Annotated in this window: 17 protein-coding genes; 6 read left to right on the forward strand and 11 right to left on the reverse strand. The window is 59.8% G+C overall.

The features are described from left to right. Window positions 1-173 precede the first annotated feature (173 nt). Window positions 174-2,102 carry a PhoX family protein gene (locus ACH6CX_RS09395; protein ID WP_396675346.1) on the forward strand — a complete coding sequence of 643 codons (1,929 nt, stop codon included), beginning with the start codon at window positions 174-176 and terminating at the stop codon, window positions 2,100-2,102. Window positions 2,103-2,142: 40 nt separating this feature from the next. On the opposite strand, the gene ACH6CX_RS09400 is transcribed toward ACH6CX_RS09395, so the two are convergent. Beyond that, a complete protein-coding gene (locus tag ACH6CX_RS09400; RefSeq protein ID WP_233006401.1) occupies window positions 2,143-2,751 on the reverse strand; it encodes a MarC family protein in 609 nt (202 codons plus the stop codon). Window positions 2,752-2,893: 142 nt separating this feature from the next. On the opposite strand from ACH6CX_RS09400, the gene aceK reads away from it, so the two are divergent. Further along, a complete protein-coding gene (gene aceK / locus ACH6CX_RS09405) occupies window positions 2,894-4,648 on the forward strand; it encodes a bifunctional isocitrate dehydrogenase kinase/phosphatase (RefSeq protein ID WP_233006402.1) in 1,755 nt (584 codons plus the stop codon). 83 nt (window positions 4,649-4,731) lie between these two features. After that, window positions 4,732-5,220, forward strand: a complete 489-nt coding sequence (locus ACH6CX_RS09410; protein ID WP_233006403.1) for a hypothetical protein — start codon at window positions 4,732-4,734, stop codon at window positions 5,218-5,220. On the opposite strand, the gene ppk1 is transcribed toward ACH6CX_RS09410, so the two are convergent. Further along, on the reverse strand, window positions 5,182-7,272 hold the full coding sequence (gene ppk1 / locus ACH6CX_RS09415; protein WP_233006404.1) for a polyphosphate kinase 1: 2,091 nt from the start codon (window positions 7,270-7,272) through the stop codon (window positions 5,182-5,184). The genes ACH6CX_RS09410 and ppk1 overlap by 39 nt on opposite strands. Before the next feature lie 284 nt (window positions 7,273-7,556). Here ppk1 and ACH6CX_RS09420 point away from each other — a divergent pair, with 284 nt between their 5' ends. The 3 genes from ACH6CX_RS09420 to ACH6CX_RS09430 all read left to right on the forward strand — a co-directional run bounded on the left by ACH6CX_RS09420 (window position 7,557) and on the right by ACH6CX_RS09430 (window position 11,037). Next, window positions 7,557-9,029, forward strand: a complete 1,473-nt coding sequence (locus ACH6CX_RS09420) for a Ppx/GppA phosphatase family protein (protein ID WP_233006405.1) — start codon at window positions 7,557-7,559, stop codon at window positions 9,027-9,029. A gap of 7 nt (window positions 9,030-9,036) precedes the next feature. After that, window positions 9,037-10,506 carry a YdiU family protein gene (locus ACH6CX_RS09425; RefSeq protein WP_233006406.1) on the forward strand — a complete coding sequence of 490 codons (1,470 nt, stop codon included), beginning with the start codon at window positions 9,037-9,039 and terminating at the stop codon, window positions 10,504-10,506. Between the two features lie 114 nt (window positions 10,507-10,620). Further along, window positions 10,621-11,037 carry a DUF2147 domain-containing protein gene (locus tag ACH6CX_RS09430; RefSeq protein ID WP_233006407.1) on the forward strand — a complete coding sequence of 139 codons (417 nt, stop codon included), beginning with the start codon at window positions 10,621-10,623 and terminating at the stop codon, window positions 11,035-11,037. A gap of 266 nt (window positions 11,038-11,303) precedes the next feature. On the opposite strand, the gene ACH6CX_RS09435 is transcribed toward ACH6CX_RS09430, so the two are convergent. From ACH6CX_RS09435 to ACH6CX_RS09475, 9 genes are all read right to left on the reverse strand, one after another. Then, window positions 11,304-12,788 (reverse strand): DHA2 family efflux MFS transporter permease subunit, encoded by a 1,485-nt coding sequence (locus ACH6CX_RS09435; protein ID WP_396675347.1) that lies wholly within the window; start codon window positions 12,786-12,788, stop codon window positions 11,304-11,306. Further along, complete coding sequence (locus ACH6CX_RS09440; protein ID WP_233006409.1) at window positions 12,785-13,894, reverse strand: HlyD family secretion protein; 1,110 nt, start codon at window positions 13,892-13,894, stop codon at window positions 12,785-12,787. Before ACH6CX_RS09440 ends, ACH6CX_RS09435 begins: the two co-directional genes overlap by 4 nt. 1 nt (window position 13,895) lies before the next feature. After that, window positions 13,896-14,381, reverse strand: coding sequence for a MarR family winged helix-turn-helix transcriptional regulator (locus ACH6CX_RS09445; RefSeq protein ID WP_233006410.1), 486 nt, complete (start codon window positions 14,379-14,381; stop codon window positions 13,896-13,898). Between the two features lie 151 nt (window positions 14,382-14,532). Then, window positions 14,533-15,123 carry a nucleoside deaminase gene (locus tag ACH6CX_RS09450; RefSeq protein WP_233006411.1) on the reverse strand — a complete coding sequence of 197 codons (591 nt, stop codon included), beginning with the start codon at window positions 15,121-15,123 and terminating at the stop codon, window positions 14,533-14,535. Between the two features lie 401 nt (window positions 15,124-15,524). Next, window positions 15,525-16,562 (reverse strand): hypothetical protein, encoded by a 1,038-nt coding sequence (locus ACH6CX_RS09455; RefSeq protein WP_237062813.1) that lies wholly within the window; start codon window positions 16,560-16,562, stop codon window positions 15,525-15,527. A gap of 93 nt (window positions 16,563-16,655) precedes the next feature. Further along, complete coding sequence (locus tag ACH6CX_RS09460; RefSeq protein ID WP_396675348.1) at window positions 16,656-17,297, reverse strand: hypothetical protein; 642 nt, start codon at window positions 17,295-17,297, stop codon at window positions 16,656-16,658. Between the two features lie 688 nt (window positions 17,298-17,985). Continuing rightward, window positions 17,986-18,375 carry a cytochrome c gene (locus ACH6CX_RS09465; protein WP_334078610.1) on the reverse strand — a complete coding sequence of 130 codons (390 nt, stop codon included), beginning with the start codon at window positions 18,373-18,375 and terminating at the stop codon, window positions 17,986-17,988. Window positions 18,376-18,822: 447 nt separating this feature from the next. After that, window positions 18,823-19,338 (reverse strand): hypothetical protein, encoded by a 516-nt coding sequence (locus tag ACH6CX_RS09470; protein ID WP_233006416.1) that lies wholly within the window; start codon window positions 19,336-19,338, stop codon window positions 18,823-18,825. A gap of 47 nt (window positions 19,339-19,385) precedes the next feature. Beyond that, window positions 19,386-19,481, reverse strand: a 96-nt coding sequence (locus tag ACH6CX_RS09475) for an IS3 family transposase (RefSeq protein ID WP_396675353.1), incomplete at its 5' end; no start/stop codon positions are given.

Here is a 19,481-nt window from a genome sequence, read left to right on the forward strand (position 1 = left end):
GGCGTGACTGTTGGGTGACATTTTGTTGAAAATTGTGGCACCGCAGGCATCACTGATCGTTCACTGAATTGTCACGGGACACTGGCAGACTCCGATGCCCACTAAACTACTATGAGGTTGCAAATCTGTGACAGCGAGCCCTGGTCACTGTCACAGAAAGAGCCGGAGACAAAATGAAAAAGCTGCCGCCAGACCCGTCCCGCCGCACTCTCTTCAAAGCGATAGGTGCCCTCGGTGCAACCGGTGCCACCAGTGGCCTGCTATCAGCGTGCAATCGAAGCCCCGGGTTTGACCGGGCTTCGCTGACTTTTACCGAGGTCCCCCACGGCCTGGATGCCAGCCATCACCTGCCCGAGGGTTATCGCGCCGACGTGTTGCTGCGCTGGGGGGATCCCATCGAGGCGGGGGCCGGTGTATTCGACCCGGAAGGGCTGACCGCGGCAGAGCAGCAGCAACGCTTTGGTTACAACAACGACTTCATTGCCTTTATGCCACTGGCCGAGGACGCCGGCCCGGGGGATGGGGACAGGCACTGCCGCAGCGACAGCAGCAAGCGCGGCCTGTTGTGCGTCAACCACGAATACACCCAGCCGCACCTGATGTTTCCTGGCTACAACGATGAGTACAGCGCCACCCGCGGCGTGAGCGCCGAACATGTGGCCATCGAGCAGGCCGCCTGTGGTCACGCCATCGTGGAGATCGAGAAAACCCCGGCTGGCTGGCAGGCAGTGCTGGACAGCCCCTACAACCGCCGCATCACCCTCGGCACCGAAATGGATATCGTCGGCCCCGCCGCCGGTGACCCGCGCCTGCAGACCGCCGCCGACCCCAGTGGCACCCGGGTGTTCGGCACCGTGGGAAACTGCGCCGGCGGCAAGACCCCCTGGGGCACGGTACTGATTGCCGAAGAGGGCTTCGGTGGCGCTTTCCAGGGAGACCCGGACGCCATTGCCGACCCGGTAGAGGCCCGCAATCACCATGCATTTGGCATTGCCCCGGACAATCGCAACTGGGGTGACCATGACCCGCGCTTTGATATCGGCGTCGAGCCGCATGAGCCCAACCGCTTCGGCTGGATGGTGGAATTTGATCCCTACGACCCGGAATCCCGCCCGCGCAAGCTGACCACACTGGGACGCTTTGAACACGAGGGGTTTACCCTGGCCTGCAAGCCAGGCCAGCCAGTGGTGGCCTATGGTGGTGATGACGACGAGGGCCAGTTCGTCTATCGCTTCGTCTCCGCCGAGGCCTACCGCCCCGGAAACCACCGGGCCAATCGCAACCTGCTTACGGCAGGCACCCTGTTTGCCGGGCAATTCAATGCCGACGGCAGCGGCCGCTGGCTGCCGCTGATCTTTGGCGAGGGTCCACTGACACCGGAAAACGGTTTCCGCAACCAGGCTGACGTCCTTGTAGACGCCCGCCGCGCCGCCAGCCTGCTGGGCGCCACGCCCATGGACCGGCCGGAGGATGTGGAGACCAACCCGGTCAACGACTGCACTTACGTCATGCTGACCAAGAACAAGAGACGCGGCGCCGACGACACCAACGCCGCCAATCCCCGCCCACGCAATGCCGCCGGCCACGTGCTGGAAATCGTACCGCCGGGCCGGGATGGCGAGCGCGACCACACCAGCGACATTTTCCGCTGGCATACCTTCCTGCTCGGCGGCAACCCCAACGCCGAGGACCCGAACGAGCGCGGCGCCTACGGCCAGCAGGTGACCGGGGCTATATCGCCGCACGGCTGGTTCGCCAACCCGGACAATGTTGCGTTCGACCACGCCGGCAATATGTGGGTTGCCACCGACGGCTGCGAGGACTTCGGCTTCCATGACGGCCTCTGGGCCATGGCCACCGAAGGTGAATTACGCGCCGCTCCGAAACATTTCTTTGGCTGCCCGCAGGGCGCCGAGGTGTGCGGGCCGGAATTCACCCCCGATGGCACCACCCTTTTTATCGCCGTGCAGCATCCCGCCGACGGTGGCCGCTCAAGCTTCGACAACCCCATGCATCGCTGGCCGGACAATGACCCGGCCCTGCCGCCGCGGCCCAGTGTGCTGGCGATCAGCCGGAAAGATGGCGGCGTAGTGGGAAGCTGACAGGTTGGCTGCTGGCTCGTAAATGGATCGCGGTCGGCACTCAGATGGAAAAGAACTGCTGGATTCCCACCAGCACATTGGTGGTGGCAACCGATGCGAGGATCAGCCCCATGACCCGACTGACGATACTGGCGCCAGCATTGCCAATCCAGCGGTGAATCCACTGTGCGGTAAGCAGCAACAGGAGGACGATCCCCAGCACCGCCAGCATTGAAGTGGCGGTGCGCATCTGGTGGATCGGGTCAAAGCGGTAATTGTCGGTCAGTACCACTGCCGCCAGCATGGCCCCGGGCGAGGCGATGGAAGGTACCGCCAGCGGGAATATCGCCGTCTCGTGGCCACTCCTGGCGATCTCGACTTCCTGCTCCGGCTTGCCCTCACCGAAAATCATTGTCAGGGCAAACAGGAACAGCACCACACCGCCGGCCACTTGGAAGGCCGACAGGGGCACGCCGATGGTCTCCAGCAGGTACTGGCCGGCGAGCAGGAAGAACAGCAGGATACCGGTGGCTACCAGCACCGCGATGATCGCGATCTTGCGCTTCTGCCATTCCGCATGCCGCGCCGTCACGGCGATAAACACCGGCAGCGTGCCCACCGGGTCGATTACGGCAAAGAAAAAGACAAAGCTGCTGATCCAATCGTTCAATGGCTGCTCCGGCGCACCGTGCTACTATCGGCTAGGAATCACTTGTAGGAGCGGCCCATGGCCGCGATCCACCCGGGACCGGGAACTGTCGCGGCCATGGGCCGCTCCTACGGCAATGGCCTTGAAATACGAAGTCTAGTGCATGACCAACCACTCCCCGACAGCCCGGCGAATCGCCAAGACCATCCTCAATGGCTTCGACGCCTATTTCGCGGACTTCCAGAATATTACCCTGGGGGCCAAGGCACGTTTTGAGACTGCCGCCTGGCAGGGCGTCCACCACGCCAACAAGGAGCGCATCGACCTCTACAAGACCAAGGTCAACCAGGTGGTAAAGCTGGTGCACTCGGTTACCAGCAAGGACACCACCATGCTGCAGCTGTGGCGCGAGGCCCGCGCCACTTTCGCCCAGCTGATCGCCAACCACAGCAACTATGAAATTGCCGAGACATTCTTCAACTCGGTTTTCTGCAAGCAGTTCGAGCATGCCCATATTCACGACAGTAACCTGTTTGTGAAACCCTCCCGGCCACCGGACGACAAGCCGCTGCGGGACTACAGCATCTATATCAGCTACAGCGGCAAGCACGGCCTCGAGTGCATGATCGAGGACATCCTCAACGACTATGGTTTTTCGATCCCCTGGGAGAACCAAGAGCGGGATATCAAGAATATCTGTGAGGCCCTGCGGGCCAGGCCACTCTCCCACGTGACCGATGAAAAACAGTTGCGCGTGGATATGCTGGAGTCGGTGTTCTACCGCAACAAGGCCGCTTACCTGGTGGGCAGGCTGATGTACGGTGGTGAGGTGATCCCGCTGATACTGCCGTGCCTGAACAATGGCCGCGGCGCCATTTTCGTGGACACGGTGCTCTACAGTAACGATTCCGCCAGCATTATCTTCAGTTTCACCCGCTCCTACTTCATGGTGGACGCCCCCATCCCGTCGCGATTCGTGCGTTTCCTCTCCACCATCATGCCACTCAAGGAGCGTTCGGAGCTGTATAACTCCATCGGCTTCCACAAGCACGGCAAGACCGAGTTCTATCGCCATATCCTGGCCCATATGAAGGTGAGCAATGACAAGTTCATCATTGCCCCGGGGATCAAGGGCATGGTGATGAGCGTATTTACGCTCCCCTCCTACCCGGTGGTATTCAAGGTCATCAAGGACAGGTTCGACCGGCCCAAGACGGTCACCGAGGAAATCGTCAAGGACAAGTACAAGTTCGTATCCCGGTCAGACCGGGTCGGGCGCATGGCGGATACCCAGGAATACACCAATTTCATTTTTTACCGCAACCGCTTCAGCGACGAGCTGCTGGAAGAGCTGCAGGAGCTGGCTCCCTCCAAGCTGCAGATCGACGACAAATGGGTGATCATCAAGCACCTGTATGTGGAGCGGCGCATGGAGCCACTCAACCTCTACCTGCAGGACGCCAGTGATGAGGAGGTACGCGAGGCTATGGAGGAGTACGGCAACGCCATCAAGCAGCTGGCGGCCGCCAATATCTTCCCGGGTGATATGTTGTTGAAAAACTTTGGCGTCACTCGCCACGGCCGGGTGGTGTTCTACGACTACGACGAGCTGTGCCCGCTGACCGAATGCAACTTCCGCAAGATTCCGGAACCCCAGACCGCAGAGCAGGAGTTGTCTGACCAGCCCTGGTATACCGTGGCCGAAGCAGACGTATTCCCGGAGGAATTCCGGCTGTTTTTCTCCGGCAACCCTTTTGCGCGGAAGGCGTTCGAGAGACAGCACAGCGACCTCTACGACTACCGCTACTGGCAGCGCCTGCAGGACCGCATCCGCGACGGCCATATCGAAAGCGCCTTCCCCTACCGCCGCAAATGGCGCTTCAGGCGTCGCTCCGGCAAGAAAGCGAAGGCGCAATAACAGCACCCCGGTAGCGGCTATAGTGAAAGGGACAGGGCTCTCCCGGGAGGCGCCCCGCATCTAAACCGTACCAGGAGTTGACTGTGCAGTTTTACGGCGCGGCATTATTGGTTGGCATCATGGCAGTGGCTGGTCCCGGCTGCGGTTACCTGCCCAGCGAGCTGAATGGCGGCAAGAAAAGCGACCGCGGGCATGCGCGGGTGGTGGCCAAGCAGCACACCACCAGCTGTGACGCCCCGGCGCGTGGCTTCCGCAAGGTCAGCTTCTCCCGCCTGTATCGCACCACCGGCGACCGGGATACTCCCTTCGTGGAAACCAGTGAACACCCCGCCCAGTATGACGTTTACGCCTACGTATGGGGCTACGGCAAGTGCGGTGCCTCCGGCGACTGCGCGGCGGGGGATCACTACTGGCTGATCGAGCGCGGCCCCGGCAATGAATTCAGCACCTGGGTGGTCACCCCTCAGTACCCCCGTATCACGATCCAGTCGAAGTGCAGCGACCGGCTGAAAGTGGGCAAGCGTTACCGCTTCTCATTCAGTCGCGGCCACCTGGTCGGCTTCAGTCGATAGCGGCAGCCTGTCCTGGGCTTTCTTCAGGAAGCGATAGACCGAATCCTGCGCCCGGCAGCCACGGGCACCGTGGCCGGCGATTCGGGTGTTGCTCTGGTCGCGGTCGAGTATCCGGGCCTTGCGGTTGTCACGCCACTGCAATTCCATGATCTCCCGCACCGTATCACGATGCTTCTGGTCCCAGATGGGGAAGGTGACCTCTACCCGGTGATCCAGGTTACGGGTCATCAGGTCTGCGGACGACAGCCACACTTCTTCCTCGCCGCCGTTGTGGAACATATACACCCGTGCATGCTCCAGGTATTTGTCCACCAGGCTGATCACCTCGATATTGTCAGACAGGCCCGGCGTCTCGCAGACCAGTGAGCACATGCTGCGCACAATCAGGCGAATGCGCACACCGGCACCACTGGCACGGTAGAGCCGCGCGATGATTTCGCTGTCCACCAGGTTGTTGCACTTGAAAAACAGTTCGGCTCGCTCACCGCGCTCGGCAGCCTGGATTTCCCGGTCAATGGCGTACAGCAACGCCGGCCGGTTGGTATAGGGTGACACGGCAATATGCCGGTACTCGGGACGCTGGTGTGTGTACTGGATGAACTCGAACACGTTGTACACGTCCTGCCCCAGCCTCTGGTCACTGGTCAACAGGCTGAAATCGCAGTAGACGCGCGCGGTGCTCTCATTGAAGTTGCCTGTGCCCAGGTGACTGTAGAATCGTTGCTGGCCGTTTTCCTCCCGCAGGATCGAGATCAGCTTGCAGTGCACTTTCAGCCCTGGCACCCCGTAAATCACCTCGACACCGGCATCACGCAGTTCGTTGGACCAGTGAATATTGGCCAGTTCATCGAAACGTGCCTGCAGCTCCACCACCGCCACGACGCGCTTGTTATTGCGCACCGCATTGATCAGTGCGGCCACCACACGGGAATTGCTGGCCACCCGATAGAGGTTGATGCGAATTTCCCTTACCTGGGGGTCGATGGCCGCGGAAATCAGCAGGTTGCTGATCGCCCGGAAGTCGTGGTACGGATAGTAGAGCAACTGGTCACGGACATTCAGCAGCCCGAAGACACTCTCCTTTTCCGGCAGGGTCTCGAGTGGTTGCAGCGGCTTGTAGCGATGCCGGGCAGATTCCGCCGGGAATTTCATGAAATCCTTGGAATTATGGTAGCGCCCGCCCGGGGTATAGCTGTCAAAGCTGCCCATCCGCAGCTTTTTCTTCACCAGGTTGAATACCACTTCCGGCATGGCCGCATCGTAAGCCATCCGTACCGGGTCCGCCTGCTTGCGTTTTTTCAGGGACTTGGCCACACGCGCGACGATATTCTGCGTGATTTCCTCACTCAGCTCGAGTTCCGCATCGCGACTGATCTTGAACATGAAGGCTTCCGCACGCTCGATGGGCAGTACATAGCGGAAAACATCCACCAGGCAGGCACGGATGATATTATCGAGGACGATATAAACCTTTTCGTGATGTCCTTCCCGCGGCGGGATCACCACAAACCGTGGCAGTGTATCAGTAGGGATCTCCAGGGCCGCGAAACGCTCACTACCATCTTTCAGCTTTAAGTAAATAGCGAAGTAAATACTCGCCTCATTCAGCAGCGGCATATTTTCCCGGTCATCGATAAAGAAGGGCTCCAGCTCCGGCAGCACCTCGCTGTGAAAATACTCCTCCACGAACGTGCGCTGTTTGTCTGTCAGCTGGTTCTCGCTGACCAGGTGGATATTATGCTGTCCCAGGTCCGAGAGCACCTTGGTATAGGCAGCGTATGAGCGCCTTTGCAGGCGCAGTACCCTCTCATTGATACTGGCCAGCAGCTCGGAAAAATACTGCTTCTTTTTTGCGCTCTTGGCAAAAGTCGCTACCCGCCGCACATCGGCAACCCGCACACGATAGAATTCGTCCAGGTTACTGGAGAAAATACCCAGGAAGCGCACCCGCTCGATAATGGGTACGCGCTCGTCCTCCACCTCCTGCAGGACGCGCTCATTGAAGGAGAGCCAGCTTAGCTCTTTGGGATATACCGGTGTATTGTTAACCATGTACCACTTGCTAGATTCTTTTGGGCGACTGAGATGATACGGCCCGGCGGATGCGGTGGATGCAATGAATGGATGCGGCGGATGCAAAGGCCCCCCGCTACCCTGTAGCTCTATCCACATTGCCCCGCTCGCGTATCTGCGCCAGTATTTTACGTACAGCGATTATTCTGCCCGGCTCCACTGGCAATGCTCGCAGGTGACGGCGGGCCCGGTTTTATTGTATCGCCGGATAATAGTAGGGCAGTTTGCTACATTCAGATGACAATTTTTTGACAGGAACAATAATGCTGCATGACGCCGAACGCTACGCGGCACTGGATCTCGGCTCCAACAGCTTCCACCTGTTGCTGGCCGAATTCCGCGACCAGCGCATGGTGCGCCTGCATACCGACCGCGCCATGGTACGGCTCGCCGCGGGGCTGGACGACGAGCGCAACCTGGACCCGGAGGTGGCCGAACGCGCCCTGGCAGCCATGCAGAGATTCCGCCCGGTGCTGGAACAATTGCCTGTGGACCATGTGCGGGTAGTCGGCACCAACACCCTGCGCGCCGCCAGCAATGCCGATGGCTTTATGGAGCGGGCCGAGGCGATTCTAGGGGTTCCGATTGACATTATCAGCGGTATCGAGGAAGCGCGGCTAATCTACTCCGGCGTCATCGCCGCCGCGGATGGCCCGCCACGATTGCGCTGCGCAGTGGATATTGGCGGCGGCTCCACAGAACTGGTGCGCGGGCGCGAAGTACCGCATGAATTGCAGAGTCTCTACATGGGTTGCGTGGCCTACAACCGCCGCTTCTTTGCCGACGGCAAAATAGACGCCGCCAGGAAAAACAGCTTTACCCGCGCGCGCCGCGCCGCCAGCGCCGAACTCCAGGGCCTGCGCCACTTCGCCGAAAACGCCGAGGCCATCGGTGCCTCGGGCACCATCAAGGCGGTGGCGCGGGTGTTGAACAATGGCGAACTGCTCGACATTGAGCGCGACGCGCTGGAGGGGCTGGCAGAACGCGTGGCAGCCTGCAAGACCGTCGCCGACCTGGACTTGCCGGACTTCGACGAGGAGCGCCGCCCGGTATTCGCCGCCGGCCTGGCGATCCTGCTGGCGGTGTTCCGCGAGCTGGATATCGAGCGCATGCGGGTTTCGCCCTACGCGATCCGCGAGGGCATCGTCCACGACCTGGCCGGGCGCCTGCACGGCGGCGACCGCCGCGCGGATACCGTCGCGGATATGATGCAGCGGGGGCAGATAGACCCGGACCAGGCACGCCGGGTGGTGAATACCGCCGAGGACCTGCTGCTGATGCTGCGCCCGGAATGCCCCCACGACCAGCGGCGGCGCCTGCAGTGGGCGGCACAGTTACACGAGCTGGGCCTGGCACTGTCCCACAGCAATTCCCGCAAGCTGGGGGCCTATATGATCGAGAAGGCGGACCTGGCCGGGTTTGGGCGCAGTGAGCAGGAGCACCTGGCGCACCTGGTGCGCAACCAGCGCGGGCGCATCAAGCCGCCGCGCGAGCATTACGGCTTCCACCCCAATCCCGACCTGTTGTTGTGCCTGCGACTGGCCTGTATCGTGCACCGCGACCACGCCGACCACGACCTCGATGGCGTAGAACTCAGTGCGGGCGGGGAACACTACCGCCTGCGCCTGTCCCGGCAGTGGCTGGAAAGCAATCCGGCGATCGAGGACCTGCTGTACCAGGAAGCGGAGCACTGGCAGTCACGTTCGCCGGGGCTGCTACTGGAGCCCTACAATTAAAGGCACTATGAAAAAACTGGACCAGGTCACCCTCAGCCATCACTTTGCGGATCTCGGCGACGCCTTCGGCAGCCGGGTCGATCCCGCCCCATTCGAGCGCCCGCACCTTATCCACGCCAACCCGGCGGTGATGGCGCGGCTGGGCATCGACCCGGCCGAGGCCGGTAATCCCGCGTGGGCGGAGCTCGGCTGTGGCAAGCGGCTGTTCCACGGCAGCCGGCCATTCGCGATGAAATATACCGGCCACCAGTTCGGCGTTTACAACCCGGACCTGGGGGATGGCCGCGCCCTGCTGCTCGGCGAGGTGGAACACGATGGCCGGCTCTGGGAACTGCACCTGAAAGGCGCCGGCAAGACACCCTATTCGCGCTTCGGTGACGGCCGCGCGGTGTTGCGCTCCACCATTCGCGAATACCTGGCTGGAGAGGCCCTGCACGGGCTGGGCATCCCCACCACCCGCGCCCTGTGCATTGTCGGCAGCGACGAACCGGTGGCCCGCGAGCAGATCGAGACCGGCGCCATGCTCATCCGCGTAGCGGAGTCCCATGTCCGCTTCGGCCACTTCGAGTACCTGTTCTACACCAGGCAACTGGAGGCGCTCCACCGGCTGGTGGAATTCACCTGTGCGCGCTTCCTGCCCGAAGCAGTCGATTTGCCCGCCGCAGAGCAGGCCGAGGCCCTGCTGCGCTTCGCCACCCGCCGCAGCGCCGAGGTGGCCGCCGGCTGGCAGGCAGTGGGTTTCGCCCATGGGGTACTGAACACCGACAATATGTCGATTATCGGTGACACCTTCGACTTCGGTCCCTACGGTTTCCTCGACGATTACGAACCCGGTTTTATCTGCAACCACTCGGACCACACCGGCCGCTACGCCTTCGAGCAGCAGCCCGGTGTCGTGCTGTGGAACCTGAACGCCCTGGCCCACGCCTTTTCGGACTTTGTCAGCGCCGATACGCTGAAGGACTGCCTGGAGGAATTCCAGCCGCTGCTGATCGAGGAATACGCGGCGCGCATGCGCAGCAAACTGGGGCTGGAGAGCGCCGATGATGCCGACCAGCAACTGTGCGCACAACTGCTGCAACTGCTGGAGCAGGCCGGTGCCGATTACACCCTGTTCTTTCGCGCACTGGCCCACTACCGGGGTGAACGCCCGCCCGCAGCACTGCAGGAGCTGATCCCGGTGGCGCAGCACGAGGCCCTGGATCACTGGCTCAACCACTACGACCAGCGGCTGGCCCACGAACAGCGCGACAGCCGCAGCCGTAACCGCGCCATGCTGGCGGCCAACCCCAAGTACATCCTGCGCAATTACCTGGCACAGAAAGTGATCGATGCCGCCGGCAACAATGATTTCCGGCCCCTGGAGACCCTGTTCGGGCTGCTGCAGGCGCCGTTCGACGAACACCCGGACCACGAGACCTGGGCCGCCGCCCCGCCGGACTCGGGCAAACACATGCCCATCAGCTGTTCTTCCTGAACCCGGGCAAACAGGATGCTCCGCTGGCAGCTAAACTGAAAACAGATTCCTGCTCCTGTGGTGACCTGTTGTAAGATGGTGGTCACCTGAAGCAACAATCACGGGTATAGAAAGATGATGAGAAGTCTGCTGACCTTCGCCGCCGGCCTGCTCTTCGCGTTCAGCGCCACCGCCGCCGAAGTAACGGGCAAGTGGCGCACCATCGACGACGAGACCGGGCAGCCCAAGTCCATCGTGGAAATCTACGAGAGTAATGGCCGCTATTACGGTCGCGTGGTGGACCTGCTGATGAAGCCCGACGACACCCTGTGCGACAAGTGCCCGGGTGAGCGCCAGGGCAAGCCGATTGTCGGTATGAACGTGATCACCGGCATGGTCAAGAAAGGCGATATTTACGAGGGCGGGCAGATCCTCGACCCCACCAAGGGCAAGGTCTACGACTGCAAGATGTGGCGCGAGGGCAACACCCTCAAGGTGCGCGGCTACCTGGGCTTCTTCTACCGCACCCAGAGCTGGCAGCGGGTCGAATAACCCCTTCCACGCGGCCGCATTACCGGGCGAACATAAGGTTCGCCCCTACGCGGCCCAATCCTACCTGGTTGTCCCGGCGCGATAACAGTGGCAATGGTGGCGTAGGAGCGGCCGCTGGCTGCGACCGTCCGGCGGAGCGCCGGGCGGCAAACGCACAACCAGGCGAACACAAGCTTCGCCGACTCAGTGCTGGTGATTCGTAGGGGCGAACCTCGTGTTCGCCCCGGTTCAGGATCCCCCGCAGTTCGTCACAAACCCCAACCCTATCAGGCCGCCTGCGGCTCCCGTCCCGGGTTGGTCAGCAGCAATACCAGCGGCATGGCCGCCAGGTTGATCCACATCAGCATCTGGAAATCATTCACGTAGGCAATTTCCGCCGCCTGCCGGGAAATCTCGTTCACCAGTGCCTGCGGCACCGCCATCAGCTGCTCCGCAGACGGCGTGCCGGACAGCATGCCCCCCGGCACCTGCACCCGTTCCGCCAGCTGCTGCTGGTTGATCCACAGGTTGCGAGTCAGCACCGCCATCACGATCGACACGCCGACACTGCTGCCCAGGTTGCGCGACAGGCTGAACAGCGCCGTGGCCTCGCCGCGCAGATGGCCCGGCAGGGTGGCGTAGGCGAGCGTGGAGATGGGCACAAACACCATCCCCAGGCCGAACCCCTGCAGCACGCCGGTGGTCACCAGGGCGCGCTGGCCCACCTGCAGGTTGAACCCGGCCATCTGCCACAGGGACAGGCTCACCAGCACCATGCCCACCAGGATCAGCAGCCGCCCGTCGATATACTTCAGCAGTCGCCCCACCACCAGCATCGCCAGCATGACCCCCACCCCGCGGGGCATCAGGATCATGCCGGTGGCCACCACCGGGTAGCCTTTCCACTGTTGCAGGTAAGACGGCAGCAGCGCCATGGTGGCCAGCAGGATGATGCCCACCACAAAAATGAAGGCGAGCCCGGAGACATAGTTGCGGTCGCGGAACAGGCCCGGCGACAGGAAGGGGCTGCGGCTGGTCATGGAGTGCACCACAAACAGGTACAGCCCCAGCGCCGCGGCGATGGCGTACAGCTGGATTTCCAGGGACTCGAACCAGTGCACCTGCTCACCGCGATCCAGCAGCATCTGCAGCGCCCCCACGGCCAGCGCCAGCAGGCCGAAACCCAGGGCGTCGAAGCGCGGTTTTTCGGTTTTGCCCCTGGGCAAATATAGATAGACCCCCACCAGGGACAGGATGCCCAGGGGCAGGTTGATGTAGAAGACCCAGCGCCAGGAGTAGTACTCGGTGAGCCAGCCGCCCAGGGTGGGCCCCAGGATGGGTCCCAGCATTACCCCCACGCCCCACAGGCTCATGGCGGAGGCGTGCCGCTCGGGCGGGTAGGTATCCAGCAGCGTGGCCTGGGACAGCGGCACCAGGGCGGCGCCGAAAACGCCCTGCACCAGGCGCCACAGGATCATCTCATTGAGGCTGCCCGCCTGGCCGCACAGCATCGACGCCAGGGTAAACCCGGTTATCGACCACAGGAACAGCTTGCGCCGGCCATAGCGCTGGGACAGGTAGCCTACCGGCAACGTCATGATCGCCGCCGCCACGATATAGGAAGTGAGCACCCAGCTGATCTGGTCGCTGCCCGCGCCCAGGCTGCCCTGCATATGCGGCAGGGCCACATTGGCAATGGTGGTATCCAGTACCTGGATCACCGTTGCCAGCATGATGCTCACGGTGATCAGTCTGCGGCGGGTTTCCGTCATTCCGACAGGACAACGCGGCTGCCGTCACCCCCGGAAACGCGGGCGGAAACCAGCTTGTCGTCCTCGCTGGTGTCGATGGTGACCTCGGCGCTCATACCGGCGCGCAGGGTCGGGGAGTCCTTGGCCGGGTAGAGGCGCAGGCGCACTGGCACCCGCTGCACCACCTTGACCCAGTTGCCGCTGGCATTCTGCGGCGGGATCAGCGCGAACTCGCTGCCGCTGGCCGGGCTCAGGCTGTCCACCTGCGCCTGCCAGGTAAAGCCCGGGTAGGCATCCAGGGTGACTTCCGCCTGCTGCCCGGCACGCACGCGCGCCAGCTGGGTCTCTTTCAGGTTGGCCTCGACCCACATGCCCTCGCCCCCCAGCATACTGACCAGGCTCACCCCGGCGGGGGCCATCTCCCCAACCTGGGGCACATCGTTGGCGATCAGGCCATCGGCCGGCGCGGTAATTTCGGTGCGGGACAGCTGGTAGCGGGCCTTGTCCAGCTTGGCCTGGGCCACCTTGAGATCCGCCTGCTCCTCAAGCGGGATCATCGGGTTGCCGCCCAGCTCCGCACGCAGGCTGGAAAGCTTCTCGGTATTGATGGAGATCTGGGCGCGGGCGTGTTCCAGTTTCTGGCGCGACTCGTCCAGCTCCGCCTCGGACAGCGCCTTGCTACCCAGCTTCTCATTGCGCTCCAGCTGGCGCCGGAGGAAGTCGGCATCCTTGCGCGCCTGCTCCACCGCTGCCTCGGCCTCCGCGTACTCGGCACGGCGGGCCAGCAGCTGGTTGCGCACCTGGGCCAGGTGCGCCTCGGCCTCTTCCACCGCCAGGCGGAAGGGGGTGTCGTCCAGCTTCAGCAGCAACTCGCCGCGCTTCACCGGCTGGTTGGGACGCACCGCGACGATAGAGATAACACCGCTGACCTCGGGCGCCAGCGCGATCTTGTCGGCCTTGATATAGGCGTTCTCGGTCTCGACGGTGCTGCCGCCGCCGAACAGGCACCAGCCGGCCACCAGCAGCGCCACCAGGATGCCCGCGGCAAATCCCGCCTGGCGCACCCCGAAGCGGCGCGGCGCGCGCTCGGCCAGCCTGCCGGCCACTTGCTCCAGTTTCTTTACCACCTCACTTCTCCTCGCGCGTCAGGTTGTCCCGCAGACGGCTGAGCAGGCCCTGCAGCTGTATCACTTCCTCGGTGGAGAACCCGTCCAGGGCCTGGGCACGGGCCTGCTGGGCCAGCCCCCGCAGCACCTGCAGTGCCGGCTCCGCCGCCCGGGTCAGGAAAATGCGGAAACAGCGGCGGTCGTCAGGGTCCTGGCGGCGCTCCACCAGCCCCTCCCCCTGCAGGTTGTCCAGCTGCCGCCCCAGGCTGATGGGCGCAATATCCATCAGCTCTGCCAGCTCCGCCTGTTTCAGACCCTGCTCCCGCGACAGGTACCACAGCACCTGCCAGCGGGAGCGGCTCAGGTCATGGGCGCGGGCGCGGCGGTCGAAATTGCGGCGCAGCAGGCGTGCGGCGCTGTGGAGCTCGAAGCTCATCTGCGCGGCTATATCCTGGGTTGCGGAATCCACAGCGGGAATTTGCTGGACGGAATTGTTGTTTACGGTCATGCCCCCTCCGATAAGGGCGCCAATTATAAGCTTGCTTATAATCTTCGCAATGGGGGGAGGGAAATCCGCATGGACTGGCTGGATGGGTAGTCGATAAGCCTGAAAACTGCCTGAACGGCCAGTCATCGCCGGGGAGCTTCCAGGGCCACTATCACAGTGGCCTATTGCGTCCCTTCTGCAGTGCCCCCAGCCCTCGCCAATCTTCAAGGTCCAGGTCAGGTTTCTCGGAGCGAAATCTACGATAAAGCCCTGCTCCCTGGCTGTCCTCGAGAATATCGACCGGGATACCCTTTGCCCGCAGCAGCGCTTCATTGCCGGCCGCGTTGGTTACATCCCCTACTACCACGCGGCTGAAGCCCCGCATGTAGATCAGGGTCGCACAGACGTCACAGGGGCTCAGGCTGGTAAACAGGGTTGTCCGGCCGAAGTCGATCCGCCCCGCATCCCTGATAGCGGCAGTCTCGCCGTGGTTATAGGGGTGATTTTCCTGAACCAGGGTATTGTGCCCCTTCCCTACGATCTGCCTGGTCGAATTATCAATGATCACCGCCCCAATGGGGCAACCGCCCTCACCGTAGCTTTTATGGGCCAGGAACACAGCAATACGCATAAAATCCGCATCTGTCAGTCCACGGGCAAAGTCACTGCCCATTAGCACCGGCAGGCTTTTGGTCGGCATATGGGCGATCACCCTTAACGCCTCTTCGCTTGATTCCGCGTCAGCAGCGAGAAGTGGTTTCATCCTCTAACCCCAGGAATTTCCTTTATTTGGTCAAGGCGTAACACCCCGATACAAGACATTACAGCACAGTGAAGTCCCGATGCGGTCGAGCATCATGGCAACACACCTTTTCAGGCTCGAGCCGAGAACAGAACCTGCTGAGATAAAGGTCAATCGAGAGGTCATTGCTGATAACCAGCAACCCCATCCGCCAATGAGAAATCGTAACTTTGTCGTCGACAGGCAAGAGTTGCACAGGAAGCACCGACCATGCCTATGGCATCGCGCATCAATGGCAAGTCTGCTTTCTCAAACTATACTGCTTGGCCAACTCAATTCCCCTTACCCGGCCTCACCCGACTCGGAAACAGGGCTCACCATATCCGGAATGAGGGGAAAACACTGCCAGGCCGCACGCGCGCTCACCCACCCCAGAACAACAATGCCACCCCGCTGAAATAGCATGCCAGTACCGCAATCCCTTCAAAACCGATATTTCCTGATCCGTGGGCCTGGCGGCGCAGCAGCCCCATCATAATAATCGCACTGAGGACAATGTTCATGGCCAGCCAGAAGGTCTGCTGCTGGTTGATGGTGGTGTAGATAGAGCCCTGGCGGAAGGCCATATCGGAGCCGACCAGAAAAAGTACGTCGAAGGAGTTCCCACCAATAATATTGCCGACAGCCAATGTGACAGCGCCGCGCCTGGCTGCAGTGAGGGCAATAACCAGCTCCGGAAGGGAGGTGGCGACGGCGGTAAACAGACTGCCGACAATTGTCTGCGACAGCCCTGACTCCCGCGCGATGACAATGCCGGCGTGGCTGGTGACCCAGCCGGCCGCGGCCACCACCATGGCCAGCGCTGCGAAGGTCAACCAGAGCTGCCTGAGATCAACAGGTGCTGACTCACGCTCAGTTGGTTCGCGCTGGGTCAGGGCGGTCTGGCGTGGTTGCCACATGGGGTAGTCTCCGGCGGCAGACAACAGGCGAACGCCGCCAATATAGGCTGCTAATAGCAGTGGAGAAAACAGGTCGACATGACCGATGGTATAACCGGGACCGGCGCTGGCGAGTATCGCCAGGCCCAGCATAAGCATGACCAGCACGGTCTGAAACAGGTTTTGTTCGGAGGCCGCGGCGTGTTCCAGGTTGGCGCGCCGGTAGACTATGTCGGCGAATACAAGAAAGGTAGTCTGCGCGGCGATGCCACCGATGGCGTTACTGACAGCCAGCTCCCCCGCCCCCTGCCAGGCCGCATTTATCGAGGTGATGACTCCAGCGACGGAAGTGATCATCCCGAGAAACAGGGTGCCCATGATGGCCTGGCCCATTCCTGTACACTGGGCGAGGATTTCGGCGCGGCGCGTCAACTTCACGCCACACACGCCGATAACTGTAGCTGCTGTACAGAGCAATATAATACTGGTGGTCAGGGACCAGTTAGCGGGATCTAGGGTCACGAAATCACCTCGGCCGGCTCACTAGAAGCCGCAGGTAGGTAGTTTCAAAATGGCTGTTTGGCACCACAGTCGCTTGTTAGGCGGTACTGCGAACTAAATCTCCGGATTTGGAGTTGGGTCAGGTATCTCAATGTTATTAGAATAGGCGCAAGGCTCTAGCAAAACTCCATTAACCTTCAGCTGAGCAACCACTGCAGCATGTACTTTTGTGCCAAAAACCCCATGATAGTGGTGGGTGCTTATATCCCAATCACGCTCACTTGTCCCCAGCTTTTCTGGCTCACTCCTAGTACAAGAAAATACTTCAAAGAAAAATGCATTACCTCCATAACCATGAGTAAGGCGGATTACTACAGCTCCTAGAGCTCCCCCACTATATGGAAGAACGCTTGAATCAAATTCGATATGGACTGAAGAAGTACTCTGGGGCTGGACGGCTCCAGATGTATCGCCAGGCCTCCACTCTTTAGATTGACCAGAGTGGTAAACATTGCTCGGATTATCAAGACTAATCCCCGGGGGAAGTTCATTTGATATAACTTTAGTTTGCACCACCTCTCCAGCATCATCCTTTAAAACAAGTAAGAGAACATTACCGACTTGATCAAAATAATAACAACTAGCGCTACAGTTCTCCTTTGGCTCACGTGTAAAAAGACTGTCTGCATACAAAGAACTAGAAAATATAGTGAGCACTGAAAATACAATTAACTTTATTGTCACGATAACTTTCATTTTATCGGTTTAATTTTCCATGCTATATGTACTCACAGCGTCTGCTGAGATTACTGCAGATAATAGACACACACGTTTCGAATATTCTTCATACAACCACAATGCAGACTGCAGCAACAAGACGAGCAAAACTAAATCTTCAAGTAGGTTAAAATTTTGACGCTGAAATCTCGTATTTGGCGCGAGTACTTTCGTACTTTTTATCACTTGGCGCCCTAACGACATAGGCAACGATCGTAGCGCTTGCGCTGCGTATCGTTCGGCGTCTTGTTATATTTTGCCGCAGCGAACATTATGAGCTCGCCCCTGGCACCTAGTAAATCCCCACTGCGAAAGCGAGGCCCGTCAAACTGTGTGGAGGTGAAGTTACTACTGGAAGGGATAGTAGATGCGGCAAAACGCGTTCCCGTGAGGTAAGGCTTACGTCCGCAACCAATCGCGCTTGCGAGTGGAAGCAACGCTTCACGGTAACATGAAAAATTTTTGACGGTCACCTTCCTTTTAGAAGCAATTCCACTGTCCATTTCTATGATCACCGCCGGCGGTGGCGGCGTGCACTGTATGTGCCAGCCGCTGGCAAGAAAGCCCGCGTAACCCGCTGCATAAACGAAAAAAGGTCGGCCCCGGGCCGACCTTTTTTCGTTTATGCAGAGCGCTCTCTCGTTCCGCCCGGTTCAGTAGAGCCGATTCAGCGCGCCGCCTTGATTTCCCCTTCACTCACCAGCAACACCTCATCACCCCAGGTATTGGTGATAAACGCGATGATCGCCGAGATTTCGCGGTCCGTCAGAAACTCCAGCGCCGGCATCAGATCCTCTTCACCGCCATTGCGGCGGGGTGCCGAGCGGCCGTGCAACAGCGTGTCAATGAGCAGTGGCTTGTTTGCCAGCAACGCGGGATCTCGCAGGGATGGGTACAGCGCTTCCTCACCATAGCCGTCTATCTTGTGACACTTCACACAATTGTCGGCAAATGTAAGGGCACCAAACCCAATGAGGTGACGGATCTCCTGCTCTGAAGCACCTGCCCCCAGCGAGAACGTTGCCAATAATGTTGCGATGGATAGTGTGCGTTTCATACAGTGCATCCTGTTGCCAGTCAATTGAGCCAGATTATTTTCCCTGTGCGCGCAGCCAGCCTGAGCCCGCAATACCACCTGCAGCACAAACCAGAATGATAACCAGGGGCGTCAGTGTCACCAGTACCAGCACACCGACACCAAAGCCGCGCATCGGCAAAAGCAGCAGCAACAAAATGCCGGCGGCACATCAGCGACAGCAAAAAACCACGGTTAATCCAGCTATTGCGCCATGGTAGTAGGAAGATTAGCCCACAGATTCCGCCCCACACCCCGCTGGTAGATATAGGAATTTTAATTTTTACTTTGTTACCGTCTTCATATTCAGTATTTTATTTCTACTAAGATCCAAAATCCAGTCCCTCCGAGGCGGACAGAATCTAACGACCTAATAACCAGCAGCCGAAGCGCAGCGTAGGTTTGTCCCTAGCAGCACCTTGCTATGCCTTAATAGCCTTCGAACCACGGCACGTCCTTAATAGGGGGAATTTCTTCATTTACCGGCTCTAATGCAACTATGTAATGCGGTATTGTTTGATTAAACACGTCGTCAGACTCAGCTTGCTCAGTTTTAAAGCACTGAATTACTGTAACTCTATAGCTGCCTGGCGCCACCTCAATAACCCGCTCGACTTCGTGTGCCTCCGGAAGAGAAACATCTTCGAACTGAGCTGCCATCGTTAAGCTATCGTATGTTGTGATAAGTAATTTTCCATTTGTTTTAAGGCCGGAGAAGAATGATCGAACCCCTACCTCATTAGATGAACCAAAAACCAATTTAACAATCCAATTTCCGTAGCTGCAGCCCCAAGAGATTAGAGAGCCACATTTATTTTGATCAATGAAGTGCTTTTTTAATCCTTCAATAGCCCAATCCTCAGATACGAAGCCGACATAGCTTTCTGGATCAAGAATTGCTAAACAACCATAATCGGCTGGAATGGTAAGTTTTTTCTCAGTCATCGATTCCACGTGAGGTTGGTCTTACCCACAAAAAGTAGACACTCTAACTAGGCGCATTTGCGCTCATACTCTGCTGGGCTTATATGCCCGATCGCAGAGTGCCTACGAATCCTATTGTAGAAAACCTCGATGTATTCAAACAC

Origin of the sequence: Microbulbifer sp. JSM ZJ756, assembly GCF_044383805.1 — a bacterium.
GTDB classification, from domain to species: Bacteria; Pseudomonadota; Gammaproteobacteria; order Pseudomonadales; family Cellvibrionaceae; genus Microbulbifer; species Microbulbifer zhoushanensis.

Coding starts and splice junctions, on each gene's coding strand:
- ACH6CX_RS09395 (WP_396675346.1), top strand. CDS start 174: ATGAAAAAGCTGCCGCCAGACCCGTCCCGCCGCACTCTCTTCAAAGCG.
- aceK (WP_233006402.1), top strand. CDS start 2,894: ATGACCAACCACTCCCCGACAGCCCGGCGAATCGCCAAGACCATCCTC.
- ppk1 (WP_233006404.1), bottom strand. CDS start 7,272: ATGGTTAACAATACACCGGTATATCCCAAAGAGCTAAGCTGGCTCTCC.
- ACH6CX_RS09420 (WP_233006405.1), top strand. CDS start 7,557: ATGCTGCATGACGCCGAACGCTACGCGGCACTGGATCTCGGCTCCAAC.
- ACH6CX_RS09425 (WP_233006406.1), top strand. CDS start 9,037: ATGAAAAAACTGGACCAGGTCACCCTCAGCCATCACTTTGCGGATCTC.
- ACH6CX_RS09430 (WP_233006407.1), top strand. CDS start 10,621: ATGATGAGAAGTCTGCTGACCTTCGCCGCCGGCCTGCTCTTCGCGTTC.
- ACH6CX_RS09435 (WP_396675347.1), bottom strand. CDS start 12,788: ATGACGGAAACCCGCCGCAGACTGATCACCGTGAGCATCATGCTGGCA.
- ACH6CX_RS09445 (WP_233006410.1), bottom strand. CDS start 14,381: ATGACCGTAAACAACAATTCCGTCCAGCAAATTCCCGCTGTGGATTCC.
- ACH6CX_RS09450 (WP_233006411.1), bottom strand. CDS start 15,123: ATGAAACCACTTCTCGCTGCTGACGCGGAATCAAGCGAAGAGGCGTTA.
- ACH6CX_RS09460 (WP_396675348.1), bottom strand. CDS start 17,297: ATGAAAGTTATCGTGACAATAAAGTTAATTGTATTTTCAGTGCTCACT.
- ACH6CX_RS09465 (WP_334078610.1), bottom strand. CDS start 18,375: ATGAAACGCACACTATCCATCGCAACATTATTGGCAACGTTCTCGCTG.
- ACH6CX_RS09470 (WP_233006416.1), bottom strand. CDS start 19,338: ATGACTGAGAAAAAACTTACCATTCCAGCCGATTATGGTTGTTTAGCA.